9 protein-coding genes are annotated in these 19,012 nt (G+C 48.7%); all 9 read left to right on the top strand.

Features of this window, described 5'->3' with window-relative positions:
* Position 1 precedes the first annotated feature (1 nt).
* From J7623_RS22250 to J7623_RS22210, 9 genes are read left to right on the top strand one after another with little or no spacing between them, the layout of a single operon-like run.
* A complete protein-coding gene (locus J7623_RS22250) occupies positions 2-793 on the top strand; it encodes a hypothetical protein (protein WP_291924529.1) in 792 nt (263 codons plus the stop codon).
* Positions 790-2,487 carry a type VI secretion system tip protein VgrG gene (vgrG, locus tag J7623_RS22245; RefSeq protein ID WP_291924527.1) on the top strand — a complete coding sequence of 566 codons (1,698 nt, stop codon included), beginning with the start codon at positions 790-792 and terminating at the stop codon, positions 2,485-2,487. The genes J7623_RS22250 and vgrG overlap by 4 nt, the downstream gene beginning before the upstream one ends.
* Before the next feature lie 6 nt (positions 2,488-2,493).
* A complete protein-coding gene (locus tag J7623_RS22240) occupies positions 2,494-2,808 on the top strand; it encodes a PAAR domain-containing protein (protein ID WP_291924526.1) in 315 nt (104 codons plus the stop codon).
* 12 nt (positions 2,809-2,820) lie between these two features.
* Positions 2,821-3,258: a GPW/gp25 family protein gene (locus J7623_RS22235; RefSeq protein WP_291924524.1), complete on the top strand. Its 438-nt coding sequence runs from the start codon at positions 2,821-2,823 to the stop codon at positions 3,256-3,258.
* Positions 3,255-7,574 (top strand): hypothetical protein, encoded by a 4,320-nt coding sequence (locus J7623_RS22230; RefSeq protein ID WP_291924522.1) that lies wholly within the window; start codon positions 3,255-3,257, stop codon positions 7,572-7,574. The genes J7623_RS22235 and J7623_RS22230 overlap by 4 nt, the downstream gene beginning before the upstream one ends.
* A gap of 8 nt (positions 7,575-7,582) precedes the next feature.
* Positions 7,583-10,876: a hypothetical protein gene (locus tag J7623_RS22225; RefSeq protein ID WP_291924520.1), complete on the top strand. Its 3,294-nt coding sequence runs from the start codon at positions 7,583-7,585 to the stop codon at positions 10,874-10,876.
* An 11-nt stretch (positions 10,877-10,887) separates the two neighbouring features.
* Entirely contained in the window at positions 10,888-12,852 is a 1,965-nt protein-coding gene (locus tag J7623_RS22220; protein WP_291924519.1) for a hypothetical protein, read from the top strand.
* Positions 12,845-14,194 carry a contractile injection system tape measure protein gene (locus J7623_RS22215; protein WP_291924517.1) on the top strand — a complete coding sequence of 450 codons (1,350 nt, stop codon included), beginning with the start codon at positions 12,845-12,847 and terminating at the stop codon, positions 14,192-14,194. The genes J7623_RS22220 and J7623_RS22215 overlap by 8 nt, the downstream gene beginning before the upstream one ends.
* Before the next feature lie 36 nt (positions 14,195-14,230).
* On the top strand, positions 14,231-19,009 hold the full coding sequence (locus J7623_RS22210; protein ID WP_291924515.1) for a DUF4157 domain-containing protein: 4,779 nt from the start codon (positions 14,231-14,233) through the stop codon (positions 19,007-19,009).
* The last annotated feature ends 3 nt before the right edge of the window (positions 19,010-19,012 follow it).

The following is a 19,012-nucleotide window of genomic DNA, read 5'->3' as shown; positions in this document are numbered from 1 at the left end:
CATGGACGGTTCAATTAGTAAACTACGCATCGTTTCCCTACCCGGACCGGATACCTCCGGTAAAGGCGGGCTGGGTGGCCTGAGCAGCCTTAGTGCCAGCACCGTTTTGACTACGCTCACCACCAAAATATTCGAAGTACAGATCAATCCCGAATCGATCAGCAGAAGCTTTAGTATCAAGTACAATGAACCTGATACCAAAGGCACACCGGGCACTGAACTGCAATTCGATAAAGTGAATCCCGAAGAGCTGGAGCTACGCTTTATATTGGATGGTACCGGTGTGGTAGCACCAAGCACCATGCCTTCTGCAGATCTCATCGGCAGCGTGATGAACCAGCTACCGGCAGAAGCGCAAGGCGCCTATGTGCCGATCAGGGTAGCACAACTGCAGGCCGCTGTATACGACTTTAAAGACGAAAGCCATCGCACGCCCTTCCTGCTGGTGCAATATGGCAAACTCGTATTCATGGGACTACTCCTGAATATGGACATCAACTACAATCTTTTTAGTCCCGACGGCATTCCGCTCCGCGCAGAAATAACATTGAAAATAAAAGCCTATACACCGTTCAAGGATAGCATGGCGTTATTGTCGCTGTTATCACCCGACCTGAGTCGCCATCACATGGTAGTGGCAGGGGAGAACATCCTGCGCATCTGCGACGATGTATACGACGACGAAAAATATTACCTGGAAGTAGCCAAGGCGAATCAGCTCACCAACTTCAGACGCCTGCAACCCGGTACGCAGTTGATTCTTCCACCCATCGATAAAACCACGAAAAAATGATCCTGCCACAAACAGCGGAAACGCAAAACAGGGAAACACACAACGTAGCCGTTACCGTTAGAGCCGACGGCAAAGAAGTGACCATGTCCCCTGGTGGCCTGATATCCCTTTCCATCGGGCTCGAATTAAACCGAATCCCCTGGGCACGGCTCGTATTTGCCGATGGTTCCGTGGAAAAACAGGAGTTTACCAAAAGTAACCAGGACCTTTTTTCTCCGGGAAAAACAGTAGAAATTCTGCTGGGTTACGAACAAAAAGAAGAAACTATTTTTAAAGGGATTATTATCCGGCATGCCGTGAAAGTGCAGCAGGGTCGATATTTCCGCATGGAGATAGAATGCCGTGATGCCGCCGTGAAAACAACCGTTGCCCGCAAAAGCCGCTACTTCTACAACGTATCCGATAAAGACCTTGTGCAGGATATCCTGAACAACTACCCGGATGTAAGTGCAGGTACCATGGAGAGTCCGGGCTATACACACAAAGAGCTGGTACAGTACAATGTAACCGACTGGGACTTCATGTTACTGCGCGCTGATGCCAATGGCCTTTGCCTCCTGGCAGACCAGGGCACACTGCAAATGAAGAAGCCCGCTATAAAATCAACACCCGATCTGCAGGTGCAGTTTGGCATCGGCAGCCAGGGGATCCCCATCCTGGAATTTGAATCGGAACTGGATGCCCGGGATCATTACCCCACCGTAAAAGGAAGTACCTGGGATTATACCAAACAGGAAGTCATGGAGGAAGACGCTGGTGCCGACGCAGGTGGCGCAGGCGGACTGCTCTCATCCGCTTCCAGCGCGCTGAGCGGCGGTGGCGCACAACGCGATTTCCCCGATGTACTGTATAAAGATAACCCCGTTCAACTCTACCATGGTGGCGACATGGATACCCAGGAGCTCAGTGCCTGGGCCAATGCCAAACAACAGCGCGGTACCTTATCGCACGTAAAAGGACGCGCCGCTATTAATGGCATAAAAGTGCAACCAGGCGACACCCTGGAAGTAAACGGAGTAGGAGACCGTTTTAACGGTACCCATCTCATTACAGGCATATTACACCAGGTGATCAACGGTACCTGGAAAACAGATATACAATTTGGATGGAATAAAAATTTTGCGGCAGATAACATGACACCGGCCCCACCGGAAGCGGCGGGATTGGTAAGCAGTATCCGTGGCCTGCACGCAGGCATTGTTTCCAAAATTGAAGGCGACAGTCGCAGCGGCGATTACCGCATCCAGGTACGCATTCCCTTTATCGCACAAAATCCCAACAGCACCAATGCAGACGGTATTTGGGCCAGGATGGTAAACATCTACGCCGGCGATAAACGGGGATTCATTTTCCGGCCTGAGATAGGAGATGAGGTCATCGTAGGATTTATCAACAATGATCCCAACGACGCAGTGATACTGGGCGCCGTGAACAGCGATAAAAATGTAGCCCCGCAGGAATTACCGGCGAGCGATCAAAATGCACTGAAAGGCTTTATCGCAAGGGGTGGTATGCAATTCATTTTTGATGATGATAATAAGAAAATTCTGCTCAGCGCAGGTGACAGCAACAGTCCGAAAATAGAACTGGACGGCAGCGGACAAAAGATCAGCATCACGCTGGACGCCAGTACTTCCATCGAATTATCTGCGCAGGGTATTAAAATAAATGGAACAAGAATCGATTTAAACTGATGTATCATGCCAGGAAAACCAGCAGCTCGAAATACTGATGTACACTTTTGCCCCAAACCATTATCAGTGTCCCCGTTTACACCAATACACGGCCCCGGACAGGTGATGGCCACCGGATCGTCAAGGGTATTCATCAATCAACTGGCCGCCGCTGTACAAAATGATATGTGCATGTGCGTGGAACCAGGCAATATGATCAAAAGCGGTTCTTCTACCGTGTTCTTCGGCGGCCAGCCTGCTGCACGGCAAATGGATGAAACCACCCATCAACCGGGAGGCATGATTCAAACAGGATCTCCCACAGTATTCATCGGAGGATAAAAAAATAAGACCATGGAATATTTATTCTTAAATCCACAAAACGAACAGAAAGCCTTCCTGGGAAAAGGTTGGGCATTTCCACCCACTTTCGACCATACCACCGGAACGGTAGCCATGGCGCAATATGAAGAAGATATTGACCAGAGCCTCCGGATACTGTTCAGTACCAGCGTCCGGGAACGGGTATTGCAACCTGGCTACGGCTGTAATCCGGAAGACTATGTATTCACCGCGCTGAATGTAACTTTTCTCAGCTACCTGGAAGACCTCATCCGGAAAAATGTAGCCAAATATGAAGCGCGCATAAAAATTATCTCGCTCGCTATTACCCCTACAGAACTGGAAGGCACCCTGGAAATTGTGATGGACTATGTAGTGAGAACCACCAACAACAGATTCAGCATCGTATACCCATTTTATAAACAAGAGGGAACAAACGTGGAGTTATGATACTACACTGCAACACATTACACCATCCATTAGTACATGGTGGTACACAACAACGCGACAGACTGCTGATCAGCCTTATTCCTGAGCAGTTGAAACTGGATGATCGCAATATAGAAGAGCTAATCGCCTTTGCCGGTGGATTGTCTGAACACGTGCGTCACTGGGGGCCTGATAACCAGGAAGACGGCGACTGGACTCCTTTCTGGGAATCAGACATCACCAGCCTGCTGGCGATCCTCGCTGCCACAGACCTGGACAGTCCACGTACTGCTTTTCGCTCCAAAGAAATCATGTACCGCCGTCGCCGCAAACAGGAAGACATGGGGACTGCCAAACCCGGTGAAAAGACTGCTGCGGCAATATTGGAGGAAATGATTAAAAGCACTGAATCCGGTGTTTACGGTCTTGCGTTGATAGTATTGCATATCTGTCAGAAAATTCCGGCAGATCATCCGCTGAAGCAGGATGTGCTCAATATTATCAGCAGTACCTTGCAGGCGCCCTTGTACCGCCTCATACAATTTCATAAAGCCATTGACCCTAATGCCATTAAATTATATGAAGGTTTTATAGGTACATATGGCTGTGCAGCCCCCTGGGACCTGAAAGACAGGGCAGCCTTCGAATGTATCGATTTTGTGTTGCCGTATGAGTCGATCGATGAATTGTGGAGCCTCTTTCTGCAGTTCTATAAAGCTTTGTCGCTTATCCTGGAAAAAGTGAGGAAGGCATTTCAAAGCGCACTCCGTTCCCGGCACAACCACGCACCACATATCACCCTGTATATTACTTTCCTCTACTTGTTCAAACACCTGCAGGACGAACTGAATAACCAGGTGGAAAAACATTTGCTCTTTTATTACCACGACGTGCTTCGCCTCGAAAAAAGGCAATTGGTACCGGACAAAGTACATGTAGTGTTTGAGTTGGCATTGAAACTACCACCTGCATTGATTGCCGCCGGTACCGCCCTTAAAGCTGGCGCCGATAGTGCCGGTGCGCCCATGTTTTACAAGCTGACAGATGAACTGGTGATTTCTCCGGTAAAGCTGGTAGAGCGCCGGAACCTGTATATGAAAGAAGTGATGCAAAATGGCATACCGGTTAAAACGGCTTATGCATTGCCTGCTGCAGATAAAAAAGATGGACTGGCAGAAGATTGGCCGGCTGGCACTAAAGCCTGGCGTGCACTTTCCGGAGAAGATGTATACAACCGGCTGATGTATCAGCAAAGAAAAATACAGGGCCTGATAGATCTTTATGACGCCCGCCCGCCAGCTGTAGTGAAAGAACAAATGAAACTCATTCAGAAACTGGAGCAGCTACAGGCCTTTGCCGGATTCAGTGTGAGCAGCACGGAACTGTGGCTGGCCAATGGTTTGGACCGGATGGTATCTATTGAGTTTAGCTGCAATGGGGCCAACATCGTGGATGCACTGGAGAATTTTCAAATGGAAATAGCCACGGAAAAAGGGCTGATAAAGTTGAACCTGTATGATACCAGCATTCCCGATGGCAGTAATTATTATAACAACACCGGCATGCCGGATGAGTTGCTGAATAAAATTCAAAACGAATTTGATCCGGCGATAGCAGCAGCTAAAAGAGCCGGTGTAGCACCAGACGCTCAATATACCCTGTATAACAGGGTGCTCAAGGTAGACGGCTACAGTGGCGGCGACAGCAACACCCCTAATTTAAATGCCGGTACCGTAGTGAACGATGGAGGATCAACATATTGGGTCCAACGGATTGTGATCTGGCTGCATCCTGAGTTCCCGGCGGTGCTACCAGTGGATGAATACACGCCTCCGTTTATCCGCTTTAAGACCACCGAAATAAAGCCGGAAGATGTTACCATTTCGCAGGCAAAGATTTTTAGCTACGTGGGAGAGCTGTCCCGGTATGCGCAAAACCCTTCCGACTTCCTGGGTGAGGTGATCCAGCCGGGTCAGGCAGCCGTCTTCTTCCGGCAAACGCCGGAGGGGCAGGTAGAGTCAAGGAATCAACTGGTGATAGGTAAAACTCAATCTGAAGTTTTCATCAAACTACAGGAGTTGTTTTTTAAAGACCCCGCTTATTTTTATATCCTGCACGCAGGTAATGATAACCTGTATTTAAACAACAAGTCTTTCCTGTATAATGGCACCTGGCAGGCAATACCAGACAACGGTGGTCCTAACATTGTTGGCTATACGGAAATAGACGGTCCCTTACTTGCTTCGTCTAAATTCCCGCTAGACCCTACTGCTAAGGTAAGCGGCTGGATCAGTATGGAGGTGACCTGGGGTGGCGACAACTACTATGTATTAGATGCAGATAACATTGTATTTGCTTATCGCAGTAACCCGGTAACGATACGTGCGGATCAGAATATCCATCCTAAAACAGATGGCAGGCTCCCTTCCCGTCACTACTTCAGCGTGTTCAATTCATTGGGTAACTGGGAGGACATGTCTGGCGAAGGTATAAGTCCAGCACCAGTGCCAACCATGCCAGAGCCGCAATTGCCAATAGGTCCGGAACTATTTGACCGGTCACGTCCGAAGCCGGTACCGGCAAACGGTAACCTATTCCTGGGCTTTGAGCAACTGGTACCCAACCAAACACTGTCGCTGCTCTTCAAAACGGCGCCTGGTACCGGTAACCCGGATCACTATGCCCCGGACATTGCCTGGTCTTACCTGGCAGATACCTGGGTGGAATTGCCGCCGCAGTATATTCTGAAAGATACTACGCTGGGCATGCAGCAAACTGGTATCATCCTCTTCCAGATTCCGGAGGATATCAAAAACGGTAACACCACGATCCTCGGTAAAGATGGCCGTACTGACCTTTTCTGGCTACGTGCTTCCGCGATAGAAATACCGGACGATAACGTGATGGTAGACGCGCTGCCCATGCTCATTGATATACATGTGAATGCCGCAGAAGCAGTGTTTACAGACCAACAGAACACTGAAGATCACCTGGTGGATGGTATACCTGCCGGAACGATTTCTGCGCTGAAATTCCGGGATGTAAATGTGAAATCCGTTACACAGCCCTATGATTCTTTTGGCGGACGTACCTCCGAGCGGCTGGATCGCGACGGCTACCTCACACGTATACACGAAAGGCTGCGCCATAAAAACCGCGCGGTGACCATATGGGACTATGAAAGATTATTGTTGGAATCATTCCCGGAAATAGCAGTGCTGAAGTGTTTGTCGCATTCCCGCCGTATTTATACCGCCAGGCCCGGACATGTCACCGTAGCGGCCATTCCGTTTCCCAATAAAATGACGGGCAACCGCAGGTTCTATCCCATATTCGAGGCCGGGGAACTGACGTCCATGAAGCAGTTCGTGGCGCAACGAAACAGCTATTTCGTAGGCGGTTATGGAGATCCGGGTTTTTGCTGCTGTAATGACGACTGCGGCTGCGATGAGGGAGGTGATCGCCTCGATGTCATCAATGCCCGCTTTGAACCGGTAAGGATCCGGGTATGCGTACGCTTCTATCCCGGAAAAGATATTCCTTACTACACCAAAGCCCTGAATGAAGCGCTGAAATTGTTTTTGTCGCCCTGGGCCACCGGAAAGAAACCCCTGTTGTTTGGTACGCCCATCTCCAGGACCCGGCTGTTACAGTTCCTCGAAAACCTGGACTATGTAGATGTAGTCACCAATCTTAAAATTAAACATTTTTCTTCCCGTCAGATGGCGGAAGAATATGAGGATACCCTCGACTGGAGTGATGTTGATGTGATAACGCCTTACACAGCCGCATCTGTGCTGACCACCTACCTTGATCGCCTGAACGAAGACAATCCAAATGTCATCGATCATGATATCAATGTGATCAAAGACCATGATCGTTGTGCCTGCGGCAGTTGCGAAGAAGATCGTCCAACATTGACAGAGGTGGAGCGGGTGGCGATTCCTGCGGAGTACGTAGCTGTCAATAATGATACACCTCAGCCTGCACCGGCCCCTCCGCCACCGGCACCAACACCAGCACCAACTCCTGGGCCTACACCTGCTCCGGCTGATAAAATAGCTTCCCTGAAAGCGGCACTGGTAAAAGCCTGGCAGCCCCGGTTCATTAACGCAGATGCCATTATAAATGCAATGGTAAAGGTGTTAAACGGAGAGGTAGATGCCAGATCATTGAGTGGAAGTATCCCGGCAAACGCCAGCGACGGCGTGGCAACTGATAACGCTTATCGCATTACCCCAGTAATACAAAACAACCAGGTGGCTGGTATGACCGTAGATCTGGCCTTCACGCCAGGGCAGTTCACCACCATCCAAATTGCTAAGCCCAAAAAATAAACTTACGTATGAGTACTTCTCTCGTCATACCTAAAAATCCCTTGTATCCACCTTCTATGGACTGGCAACTGCTGCGCACAGAAGGAATCCGGCATATAGAAAACCTGGGTTCGGATATATGGACAGATTATAACCTCCACGATCCAGGTATCACCACGCTGGAAATACTTTGCTATGCCCTTACTGACCTGGGCTACCGGAGCAATATGCCATCAGCAGATCTCTTCGCCGCTCCTGACAACGATTCTTTTTATACTGCTGCACAGATACTCCCATGCGCACCGGTAACGGCACTGGATCTACGAAAAATATTGATCGACATGCCTGGTGTGCAAAATGCCTGGGTGCAACAACTGGAAGATCCCGAAGTCCGCTTCTTCTGGGTAGATGGACTGCTTGATGGTTATGCAGTGGCGCAACTGAAGCCATATATGGCTATGCTCAATGTATCAATATCTTTTCCGCGCCCCGGCGAAATCGATACCAGCCTGCTGATCACCATGAACGGTTGTGTAAGCGATAAAGAAAAAGCGGCTGCGCGGGAGAGGTTCAGAGCGGAACTGCTGGAACGTTTATATAAAGACAATATTTCAACCGACCTGAAGAAAGTATTGCTGCTGTACATGGCAGATAAATACTATGATGAATCGCTGTTTTTCCTGGAAAGCTACCTGCTGACCATAGACCCCGATCATCATCCGGAACGGGAGTTTGCTGCACTGATCCACTGGCTGGATATACTCCGCCAGGACTTGTCCGGATTCACCGCATGGAATACACTCATCGCCCTGATCGATAAAATTATCGACCTGCAGGCTTTCTTTTATTTCGAACCTTTAATAAGCCTGTATTTTACCGGGAGCCTCCGCAGTGGCGAATTGCCTGGAAAAGATCAGCCAGCGGAATATAACCTCTTTCAACCTCAGGGTATCTATAGTGTAACACTCCGCTTGGAAGAAGATCATATTGGCGATGAAGCCGATATTATTGCGGAAGCAAAAAAACGATTACACCGGGTACGTAACCTCAGTGAAGACATTCACCCGGAAATTCATATAGCCGAAACCGTAGGAATGGGAATTGATCTTGCCGTAGAACTGGATCCTGCCGTTGATAAATGGCAGGTGCTGGCCAACGTGTACCGTGCAATAGAACATTACCTTTCGCCCGTAATACGCTTTTACAGTCTCGAAGAAATGATGAACCGGTATGCGCAGTTTGAGATAGACAGCGATGTGATAAATACCCTGCAAACCGCACAACTGCCAGCAGAATTGTTGACCGCCCTGCAAGGCATGCTCAACATACGCATCACCGGCGATACCGCTTTCCAGGCAGCCATCGCCAACCTGTGGGACGCAGTATCTGTAACAGATTACTACAACGATGTATTCATCGCTGCCAAAAAATATTATAACGCCGATCCCGTATACCAGGGACCGTTATTACAAAACGGGTTTATTGATGATGCCGACCTGCTGGCCGCTCAACCCCGGCAAACAGTATATCGTTCTGACCTCTATCAACTCATCGCCGCAGTACCCGGCGTTGTACAGATAGACCGGCTGAACATGCACCTTTGCAGTGAGGATGATGGAAATAATAGTACGGAAAAATGGTGCCTGGCATTGGATTGTAAATGTCTCCCGGCCCTGAGCATCGACTGCACTACCTTTGCCGTTGTCTCCCATTACAAAGAAGTACCGGTAGATATGCTCCGGCTCAAAGAATACCTCGACGTGCATCCGGACAGCACCACCAAAATTAACCGGCAACAACAACAGGACCTCCCCGTACCTGATGGCCGGATACTGACAGACCTGACCGACTTCACCAGCATACAGGAAGATTTTCCCCGCACCTATAAAATTGGGAATACCGGTATCTCCAAAAAGCAGCCCGACCTGCGACAGGCCCAGGCTAAACAGTTGAAAGGATACCTCTTCTTTTATGACCAGCTACTGGCCAATTACCTGACACAATTGTCGGCGGTGAAAACACTTTTTTCCGTGAAAAGCGATGCCACGGTCATGTACCAGGCATTGTACAACATTCCGGGCATAAAAGAAATATTGCTGGACTACAAAGGTGCGCAGGTAGTGGATTCCACGCTCAATAAAGTAACCCCAGATCCTGAGTGGGACGCCTTTAAAGCGGATGACCATAACGCCTATATCACAGCTTTGCAACAACTCACTTCCGGTAGCGATACCGACCAGCAACTTTACCAGGATCGTTTGTTGGATCATATGCTGGCCAGGTTCGGGGAACAGTTCACCGATTATGCGCTGCAATTGTACCGGATAGAAATGCCGCTGTCTGATGGCAATGCCTGGGCAATAGATGACGGCCTGACAGAAAGCATTGCCGATAAACAGCGCTTCCTGCAACAGGTACCCGCATTGGGGGCTAAAAGAGCCAGCGGATTTGTATACCAGTTTGATAAAGATGAATTCCGCTATTGGAAGACAGATAACGTAGAAGGAGTGCGCAAACGCGTATGTGCCATACTGGGTATGCAGGACGCTACCCGCCATACCATTACCTGTGAGCCTGTTTTTGAAGTGGGTGTAGGGGAAACAGATAACCAGGGTAATGCCAGCGCGGAAACAGAATATGTCTTCTATATCCGGCCACAAGGTGGATCTGGCGCTCGTTTGCTCGTGAGCACGGAACGTTTCAGAAGCTTTGAACAGGCGAAGAAAGCACGGCTGGATTTTCTCAACCGGGCAGGTGACAGCAGTGCATATGATATCGTAGACGATAACATAGTAGGCTTCTGGCTTAATGTAGCACCTGCTGATCGTACCGATAAAAATGCGCTGATGCTGGAGCCATTTCCAGGCAGGGAGGGCGCTGCCAAACGACTGCAATACCTGCGGGAACTGGCTTCCGGCAATTGTAATGACGACAGTTTCCATCTGCTGGAACATATTCTCCTGAGGCCGCGCAATACCACCTTCAACCAGTTGCTGACACCGATGATCGCTTGCCTGGATGATGTCAGCCTGCTGGATCCATACTCTTTCTGGATCACCATCGCCTTACCGGATTGGGCCGATCGTTTCCAGGATCCGGACCGCCTGGATGTATTTATGCAGACGCTTCGCAGGGAAATGCCCGCACATCTGTCGGTGCGCTATGTGCTGTTGAGCAGACCAGATATGCTGGCCTTTGAAGCAGCATACAACGAATGGATAAAACGGCTCTGTACTAAGGGGCGGCCCGGTCTGGCAGAAGCCAACGATGCGCTGGTGACGCTGATGAACAACTGGAACGACAATCAGATTCATTATTTCTAACAACAGTATTCATGAAAGAAGTTATCGATACCTGTGTTGCCGGCAACGGCGTAGTTTGTGGCACAGAAGTACACGTAAATCCGGATTGCTCCATCGACGTATCGGAAGGTACCGTGATATTGCCGGATGGAACGATATTACATACCCCGGAAAAAAAGTTCCGCTATTATGTAAAACCATTGCCGGCAACCGGAGGTGATGGGGAGATGGATACCTCTCCATGGACGCGGGTAAGTCAGTTTATGCTCACCTACCTGAAACTGGATAAGCTGGATCCCAAACATATGGAGTTCCTGCTGCTGGCGCCGGATGATGCACCACCAGATAGTATCGATTCGCTGAAACAGCAACACCCCGATGATATTCCTGAACGTAATCTGAACCGCGATAAAATTATGTTGCTGCTGGCGCTGTCGGCGGATACGGAATCAGGCCTGCAGTTATACTGGATATTGGTTACCCGCAATGCCATGGCACGTGCAGCAGGAATAGAAGCGCCGGCGCCGGATGATGACCAGTCGCTTTTCTCCAATAACTTTTCACCCGACGATATTGATATTCCGGCAGTAGATCGCTTCCTGCGCCCGGTACTACAATTACCATTGTTAAGCATACCCCGCTTTGGTTACAAGAAACTCGCCATCATCAACCCGGCAATAGGCCTGAAAGAAGCAAACCTGCAGGCGCCTTTTCAAACGGTGAAAGCTTATGCAGATATTTTCTTCGAATACAAGGCCATCATCGATGACTACCAGCAGGAATTCCGCGATGCCCTGAAACTATTGCATGATCTCTTCGGCCCACTGCTCTCTCATAAAGATGCTGCTTACCTGGAGAAGTACCGGAAAATGCTGGCGCTTAAACTGAATGCTTTTTATGAGGAAGGAATGCACCTGTATTATATTCAGTACGTGTATGATTGGTTACGTGATCTTACCACCGCTTATAATGAACTGGTGCTAAAACTCAATGGCTTCCGGGGAAAATGTACCTGTTCCACGATCTCTGAAAGTAATAATACCGGCCTTGTAGTGTTGCTGGGACCGGTGTTGGGCGGTCGTAGTACCTATCAGCCGCTGATATTCCGCGACCTGGCCCTGGCCGCCGAAAGAGATGCCGTTATCCGCGAAGTACGCTGTATGCACTGGCGCATAATGGTGATGATTCGCACCTTTGATCTGCCGTTCCTGCACCTGGAGAAAGTGCTGGCCACATCCAATGATACCATTGAAGATAAACTCGATTCTACCGATTATTGGGAATCACAGGCCAGTCCTGATACCGGTAATCCCTTCCAGTTTCTCCCTATAAAGCTAACGCCTACACGTAGTAGCGCAGAACTATTGGGAAAAACAGCCATCCCTTACTATTACCCGCTGGATGCCAACAGTGTTTATTCGGTGCACCAGTTCTGGGACTATGAAACGACGGTGTTACGTCGTACCGACACGTTGTTGTCCTATAATGCCTTTCCCGGTAATGATGACAAAGCCTCTACGGATGTCAGCAACGATAGTTACAGCACCCGGCCAGAAGTATTGATGCCACTGGCTTTCAACTTCGAGCCCCGTCATTGGCTAAGGGTGGAAGGACATATTGGAAGGCCCATTACCCTGAACAACGACAATAAAGACTTTCGCCTCAATGGTTTCGACCTGGCCAGGTACCTGATGAACTATAACATCTGTATAGATGTCATAGCGGTGAATGTGCACAGCACCACCAACGTAGGGCTACTTCCATATGTGGTTGGCCTGGAGCACCGGCCGGCGCTACAGCAAGGCCAAACCCTGGTGCTGGTGTATACAGATACAGATGAGCAGATAGAGCTGAACGAATGTATCCATTCAGACCGGGCAGAAATCAGTGCGTTCACGATTGTGGGCGACTTTATGTTGCCATACCGCGTAAGCTGCTGCGGTATCCCGGATGTGGACTATTACCTGATGATACAACAACCCCAGGCGCGTGGCTGAACAACAACATATCATTAAACGGATGGAAGTACAGGTAAATGCTTCCGGGCCAAAGCTGGCAGGAGATCTGCAACAGCAGCTGGGCTACCGTTTGCATACCGCCGCCTTCATGACACAACTGAACACACTGTTGGATGGCCTGGTTAGGGAAGATGAATACATAGAAATTCCAGCGATCTCGATCTCACTGCAATGTGCCAACGAAAATGATTTTCAGACACAGTTGTTGTCACAGTTGGCTGCAGCCATTCGTAAACAACTTGCTACACAACAGGCAGCGAATATTATTATTCCTAATGGTGCTGAATACACGCTGGCGGTACAGTTGTTTTTTCTCAGGTATGGTATCCGCGCCTTCGACAATGGGAGTGAAGTCATCAGGGATTTACAGGAAGCATTGCAGGCCTTGCCTGTTCATGGGCAACCGGAGGTGGAAACACTCCTGAAAACCGCTGGCAAAGATGACCCGGTGGTATGGATACGCTTGTATTATTTGTTGGGCGCTGCCGGTATGAAACAACTTTTTTTGCGAATGTTTTCGGCTGGTGAATCGGACTTACAAATCATGATCGCTCAGGAGTTGGCCCGTGCAGGTAAAAGTGGCTCATTCACCCCCTCAGGCAGTACCATAAATGATAATATTACCGGAACAGTTACCCTCGTCAATACGACTGCTGTATCACCGCCCGATGCCCCTGTTTGGGTTGCTTTGTTTCAACGTGCGGTGGCAAATGGGATAGTCGCCGGTGTGCCTGCAACTGATGAAAAAGCAAAGAATGCAACAAATGATATCCCGACAGTTGCCGCCGCGCTTTCCAATAAAATAGGTACGCTTACGGACCAGTTGAAACGTGGGCTGCAAATTGAAAATGCCGGCCTGGTATTACTCTGGATGGAGTGTGGCAGGTTATTCAGGACATTAGGACATGTGGCAGACCGGCAATTTGTTGATGAAGCCGCACAGCAGCGGGCGATCCTGCTTTTGCACTATATCTGTTATGGGCGGAATGAACAGGATGGGGAGGAGTATTGGTTGCTGAATAAACTACTCTGTAACTGGCCTTTGCATCTACCCGTAGACCCTGCGCTGGCTCCGGATGATGCTGCCCAACAGGCCGCCGACAGCATGTTGACGGATTACCTGGAAGCATGGCGGAAAGACCGGAAGTTTTCTGCTGAATGGTTTAGTACTGCTTTCCTGCAACGGGAAGGGCAGTTATCCCAACGCAGTGATGGAGCCTGGATCCTGACCCTTAGTGCGCGCACAGAAGATATTCTCATTAATAAGGTATCTATGGTAAAATATGCCTGGATGCCGCAAATATTATACGTGCAGTGGTAACATATACCGCTGCATTTAATTCATTGCAATAACCCTATGAGCGAAAGCGCTGTTCATAACGCAACTCCCACTGCCGGCCTGAAAACCGGTAAACTGTTCCGCAGGGAAGAGTCCGGGCAGCGCCATGCCTCCCGGCAAACAGCTCCCTTTTTCGCAGCTACGGTATCCCGGGAGATGGATACCACTACGGATACACCGGAACTGCAATCTTTGTTTATTCCCGGTATACACCGGTCTGCAACTGAAGAAAAAATACAATCCAGGTATTCGAATGGTGAACAATCAAAAAATATTAAACCGCCAGCGCTTGTACAAGCTAAATGCGCGGAATGCGAACAGGAAGAAGTAAAACGCAGTCCTTCCGAAGAAGAGCCCATACAAGCGAAATGCGCGGAGCATCCAACGGAGGATGAGCTAAAACGCGTGCCCGCTGAAGAACAGCCGGAAGTGCAAACCAAATGCGCGGAATGTGAACACGAAGAAATAAAGCGTTACACTGCGCCGGAAGAAGCACCCATACAGGCCAAATGTGCAGAGCATGAAACGGAAGATGAGCTGAAACGTTCGCCTGTAGAGGAACATACCGAAGTGCAGGCGAAATGCGCGGAATGTGAACATGAAGAAATAAAGCGTTATAACGCACCAGGAGAAGCGCCTGTACAGGCAAAATGTGCAGAGCATGATACCGAAGATGAATTGAAACGGTCGCCTGTTGAAGAAGAATCTTCTATACAAGCCAAATGTGCGGAATGTGAACAGGCAGAAAAAATACATACGAGCCTGGATGAATCTGCGACGCCCACTATTGCTATGCGGATTCAACCCAGCCTGAAAGTAGGCAAGCCGGATGATCCCAACGAAATAGAGGCGGACCGTATGGCGGAGAAAGTTTTACGTATGCCTGTCCTGTCATTCACCGGTGGCGGCGGCGCCCGTCCTGGTGGTGATGGTAGTAATAACATTCACCGCAATGAAGAAGAAGGTGAGATCATTTCTGCGAAACCTATACGCGGACTGCAGCGCGCAGGCGACGGCAGTTTCCGTACCAGTGATAGTTTTGCCACCCGCCTGAAAACCAGCGCGCCGGGAAGTCCGCTGGCTGCGCCCGTACGACAACACATGGAAACCGCCTTCCAGGCGGATTTCAGTGCTGTACGCATACACACCGGTACAGAAGCAGCAGCTCTCAGCCATGAAATAGGGGCACAGGCATTTGCTTATCAGCACCATATTTACTTTGGAGAAAATAAGTACGATCCGGAATCCACCAAAGGTCGTTTCCTGCTGGCACATGAGCTGACGCATACCGTTCAACAGGGCGCTGCCAAAACAGTTCAACGCGATGAGGCAAACGGGGAGGAAAAGAAAACATCGTGGACAGACACGCTGCTCAATGGCGCCGATTCCATATTGGCATCTCACTTACCTCCTGATATCTACGAATTCTATAAAGATGTAAAATCACAAGGCTTTTTTGGCTATATCAAAAATGCTTTATTTGGCCTTTTCAGGGAACTGTTCAATGGACTTGGATTTTCTGATGAGCAATTTATGCTCATTATCCAGATTTTCATCCACCTGAAAAACCAGTTGCCGGTAATCCTCGACGGCCTTTCCAAAGGAGATTGTAAGCCTTTATTTGAAGCATTGAATCTCCTGTCGGTAGTGGTGAAAGCTATTGCCGGTGCGGTATGGGACCGTGTTATGGAAGCCATTGAGCCGTTGCGGCTATGGCTCAATAAAATATGGGATACCTATATGGCGCCTGCGCTGGATAAAGTCACCGCCTTTGCCGGCAAAGTGTGGGATCGTATCAAGGACTTTGGACGGTGGATCTGGAATAAGTTTGATGCCATCATTATACAGCCTTACCGCGATGCCTGGGACTGGATCTGCAAAAAACTCGGTATTAATAACTCCGAAGAAGGCGGGTTCATGGACTTCGTATCTGCGAAGCTGAACGACGCTTGGCAGTTTATTAAGGGACAGTTACGCCCGGTAATAGAGCCTATACAAAGCGTAATCAGTGGCATTGGCGCCATGATCAACATGGAGGCCATCCGCAAATTACAGGATGATGCCACACAATGGCTGGATAAAGTGGCCGATACTGCTACCGCCATGGGCAACGATGATGATGCTGTAGCCAATAAGCAAACCTCCCTCCGGGAAGTATTATTGCCCGCGCTGAACAAATCGATCGACCGCATTAAAGTCACCATTATTGCAGCAGGGCAATGGGTCCTGGAGAAAGTAAATAATATAGCCGTTAACGTAAGTACGTTTTTCAGCGGATTGCAAAGCAATGAATACCTCAGCCCCGTATATTCTTTGGTCAGCTGGGTGCCTAAAACCATTGCCAGTGTGAAGGATTGGGCCGAGGATAAAGTGGTATGGATGTTTGATAAGATATACCAGGGCATGGATGATGTACGCGGCTTCATGCAGCGGGTCATCGACATGTTGCTGAAGCTGGTAACTGTAGCGGGTAATGTGCTGGACTTCCTGGGAGATTTCATCCTGGGGCCATTCAGCCTGGTACCCAAATGTATCAAAGATCCCATCATGGATTGGCTGACGGAAGTAATCCTGAAGAAGATACCGGTGATCGCAGAATTTATAGAGCTGAAAGAGAAATGGCCTCAGATCAGGGCTGCGGCGCTGACAGTCATAAAACAGGTTTTCGTAGATGCCCAGTTGGCAAGAGGACTCTGGACGTTTTTCCGTAACCTGCTGAGTTTAATCGGTATTGATCCAACGTTGGTGACCGCGGTAATAGCTAAAGCCGCGCATAATTTCTCCGACATCATCAAAAAACCGGGTGAGTTCCTGAAGAATGTCTGGAATGTTATTAAAGGTGGTTTTGTACGCTTCTATGATAACCTGGGTACGCATATGCTGACAGGGGCATTGGAATGGTTGTTTGGAGAAGTGAAAGGCGCTGTAGCGGTAGCGCCACCATCTGATTTTAGTTTGACCAGCATATTGGGATATGTGCTGGACCTCTTTGGTATCAACCTGGAAAATGTATATAAACGGATGGAAGAACATCCGAGGATAGGAAAAGAACGGGTGGCAAAAATGCGGAAAATGCAGGATATCCTGACCGGTGCGCTGGAATGGGTGACCGTCTGGATCAAAGAAGGCGCTGCTGGCTTGTTGCGCAAAGCACAGGAGAAACTGAGCGATCTGAAAGACATGGTGATCAATGGTATTATCAGTTGGATATCAGAAAAAATATCTGCTGAAATTATGAAACGCCTCGCTACCAGTGCGGATCCGCTGGGTATAGGCGCCACCATCAATACCATTATCCTGATCTATGATACCATGAAAGAGGCAATCGCCTATGCGAATAAGATACTCAACCTGGCAAACCAGGCGATGGATAACCTCGCAGAAATCATCGGTGGTAAGCTGGAGCATGCACAGAAAGCTTTTGAAGAAGTGTTGGCTAAAGCAGTACCGGTGGTCATTGGATTTTCAGTAGAAGTGATTATTGGCCCTGTAGGAGATAAGATCAAGGATATAGTGACTGCTGGCCGCACCAAGGTAGATAGTGCTATCGACTGGTTGATTAACGGTGCTATCAGCGTAATAGATGCATTGCTTAAAATGGGTAAATCTGCCCTCAATAAAGTATTAGGTTGGCTGGGTATACGGTCAGAGTTTAAAGCAGAAGATGGAGAAACACATACGCTCTCTTTCAAAGGCACCGAAAGCAGTGCTCAACTGATCGTACAAAGTACTCCTGTGAAGTTTGAAACCTGGTTAAGCAGGATTATCATTGATAAACCGAGTAGCCCGGATGGAAAGAAGATGCAGGACCGGAAAGATAAGGCGATAAGGAAATACGACCAGATTAAGCTCGCTGAAAAGAAGCCAACAACGCCTAAATATACAGATGATGATAAGGAAAGAGATATCGTGAAATTGATGGACGAATTGGGTGTGATCATTGGACCGCTGTTTAAATACGACATATCCGCTAAGAATATTGATCCGGAATTAACCCTGAACCCGGTTAATTCAAATCAGTATGCGACCTACATGCACGCGAAGAAATTAACGAAGAAGAATCCGTTAAAAGGTAGTGAACCAAGTGTCACTGAGCCAGCCACCTATAAGGATATTAAACGAAGGAAGAAAGACAATGGACCTTATTATATTCTTGGCCACCTGCTCAATCAGAACCTGGGCGGTACCGGTAAAGACATGAAAAACCTCACACCGCTGACGGTACAGGCAAATGCCGATCACCGCGACCTGGTAGAGCAAAACGTAAAGAACTTTGTGTTCAAAGGTGCTATTGTAGACTATGAGGTAACGCCAAATTATGGCCGGAGCGCACTGCCGAAGCTTACCGCGGCAGAGAAATCCAAAATAGGTAATGCAAAAGAAATAGCAGATATAGAAAGCATCCGGGCAGGCGAGCAGTTCGTGCCGAAGTCGCTGCATTGCAAAGCGATATTGGTAGATCCTGATCAGTCCGTCGCCAAACCTATCATTGAAAAAACGATTAATAATAAGATTGATGAGCGCGTAGATTATTACGCTTTGAAAGAAAGGGATAAGGATCCGGTGTACCTGGACAGCGGCAGCGTGAAAGAAATGGTAAAAGGTATAGATGGTATGAAAGAAGAGTGGGCTAAGTTGATTGTTAAAATTATGAAAGACAGGGGAAGCGTGCGTTTCGATTCTTACGACCGCCTCATCGAATATAAACTGAATGGCAAGTATGTATTCAACAAAAGAGAAAGAGACCGGTTGACGGTTATTTTGGCGCCATCACATATTAAACTTTATACAACCTGATAT

It is taken from the genome of Chitinophaga sp., from assembly GCF_017745275.1.
GTDB lineage: Bacteria > Bacteroidota > Bacteroidia > Chitinophagales > Chitinophagaceae > Chitinophaga.
The sequence above is the reverse complement of the archived record's forward strand: the minus strand, read 5'-3'. Positions and strand labels throughout refer to the sequence as shown.

What these genes read in the sequence shown, in the direction of transcription:
- J7623_RS22250 (WP_291924529.1), top strand. Translation starts at nt 2, where the DNA reads ATGGACGGTTCAATTAGTAAACTACGCATCGTTTCCCTACCCGGACCG.
- vgrG (WP_291924527.1), top strand. Translation starts at nt 790, where the DNA reads ATGATCCTGCCACAAACAGCGGAAACGCAAAACAGGGAAACACACAAC.
- J7623_RS22240 (WP_291924526.1), top strand. Translation starts at nt 2,494, where the DNA reads ATGCCAGGAAAACCAGCAGCTCGAAATACTGATGTACACTTTTGCCCC.
- J7623_RS22235 (WP_291924524.1), top strand. Translation starts at nt 2,821, where the DNA reads ATGGAATATTTATTCTTAAATCCACAAAACGAACAGAAAGCCTTCCTG.
- J7623_RS22230 (WP_291924522.1), top strand. Translation starts at nt 3,255, where the DNA reads ATGATACTACACTGCAACACATTACACCATCCATTAGTACATGGTGGT.
- J7623_RS22225 (WP_291924520.1), top strand. Translation starts at nt 7,583, where the DNA reads ATGAGTACTTCTCTCGTCATACCTAAAAATCCCTTGTATCCACCTTCT.
- J7623_RS22220 (WP_291924519.1), top strand. Translation starts at nt 10,888, where the DNA reads ATGAAAGAAGTTATCGATACCTGTGTTGCCGGCAACGGCGTAGTTTGT.
- J7623_RS22210 (WP_291924515.1), top strand. Translation starts at nt 14,231, where the DNA reads ATGAGCGAAAGCGCTGTTCATAACGCAACTCCCACTGCCGGCCTGAAA.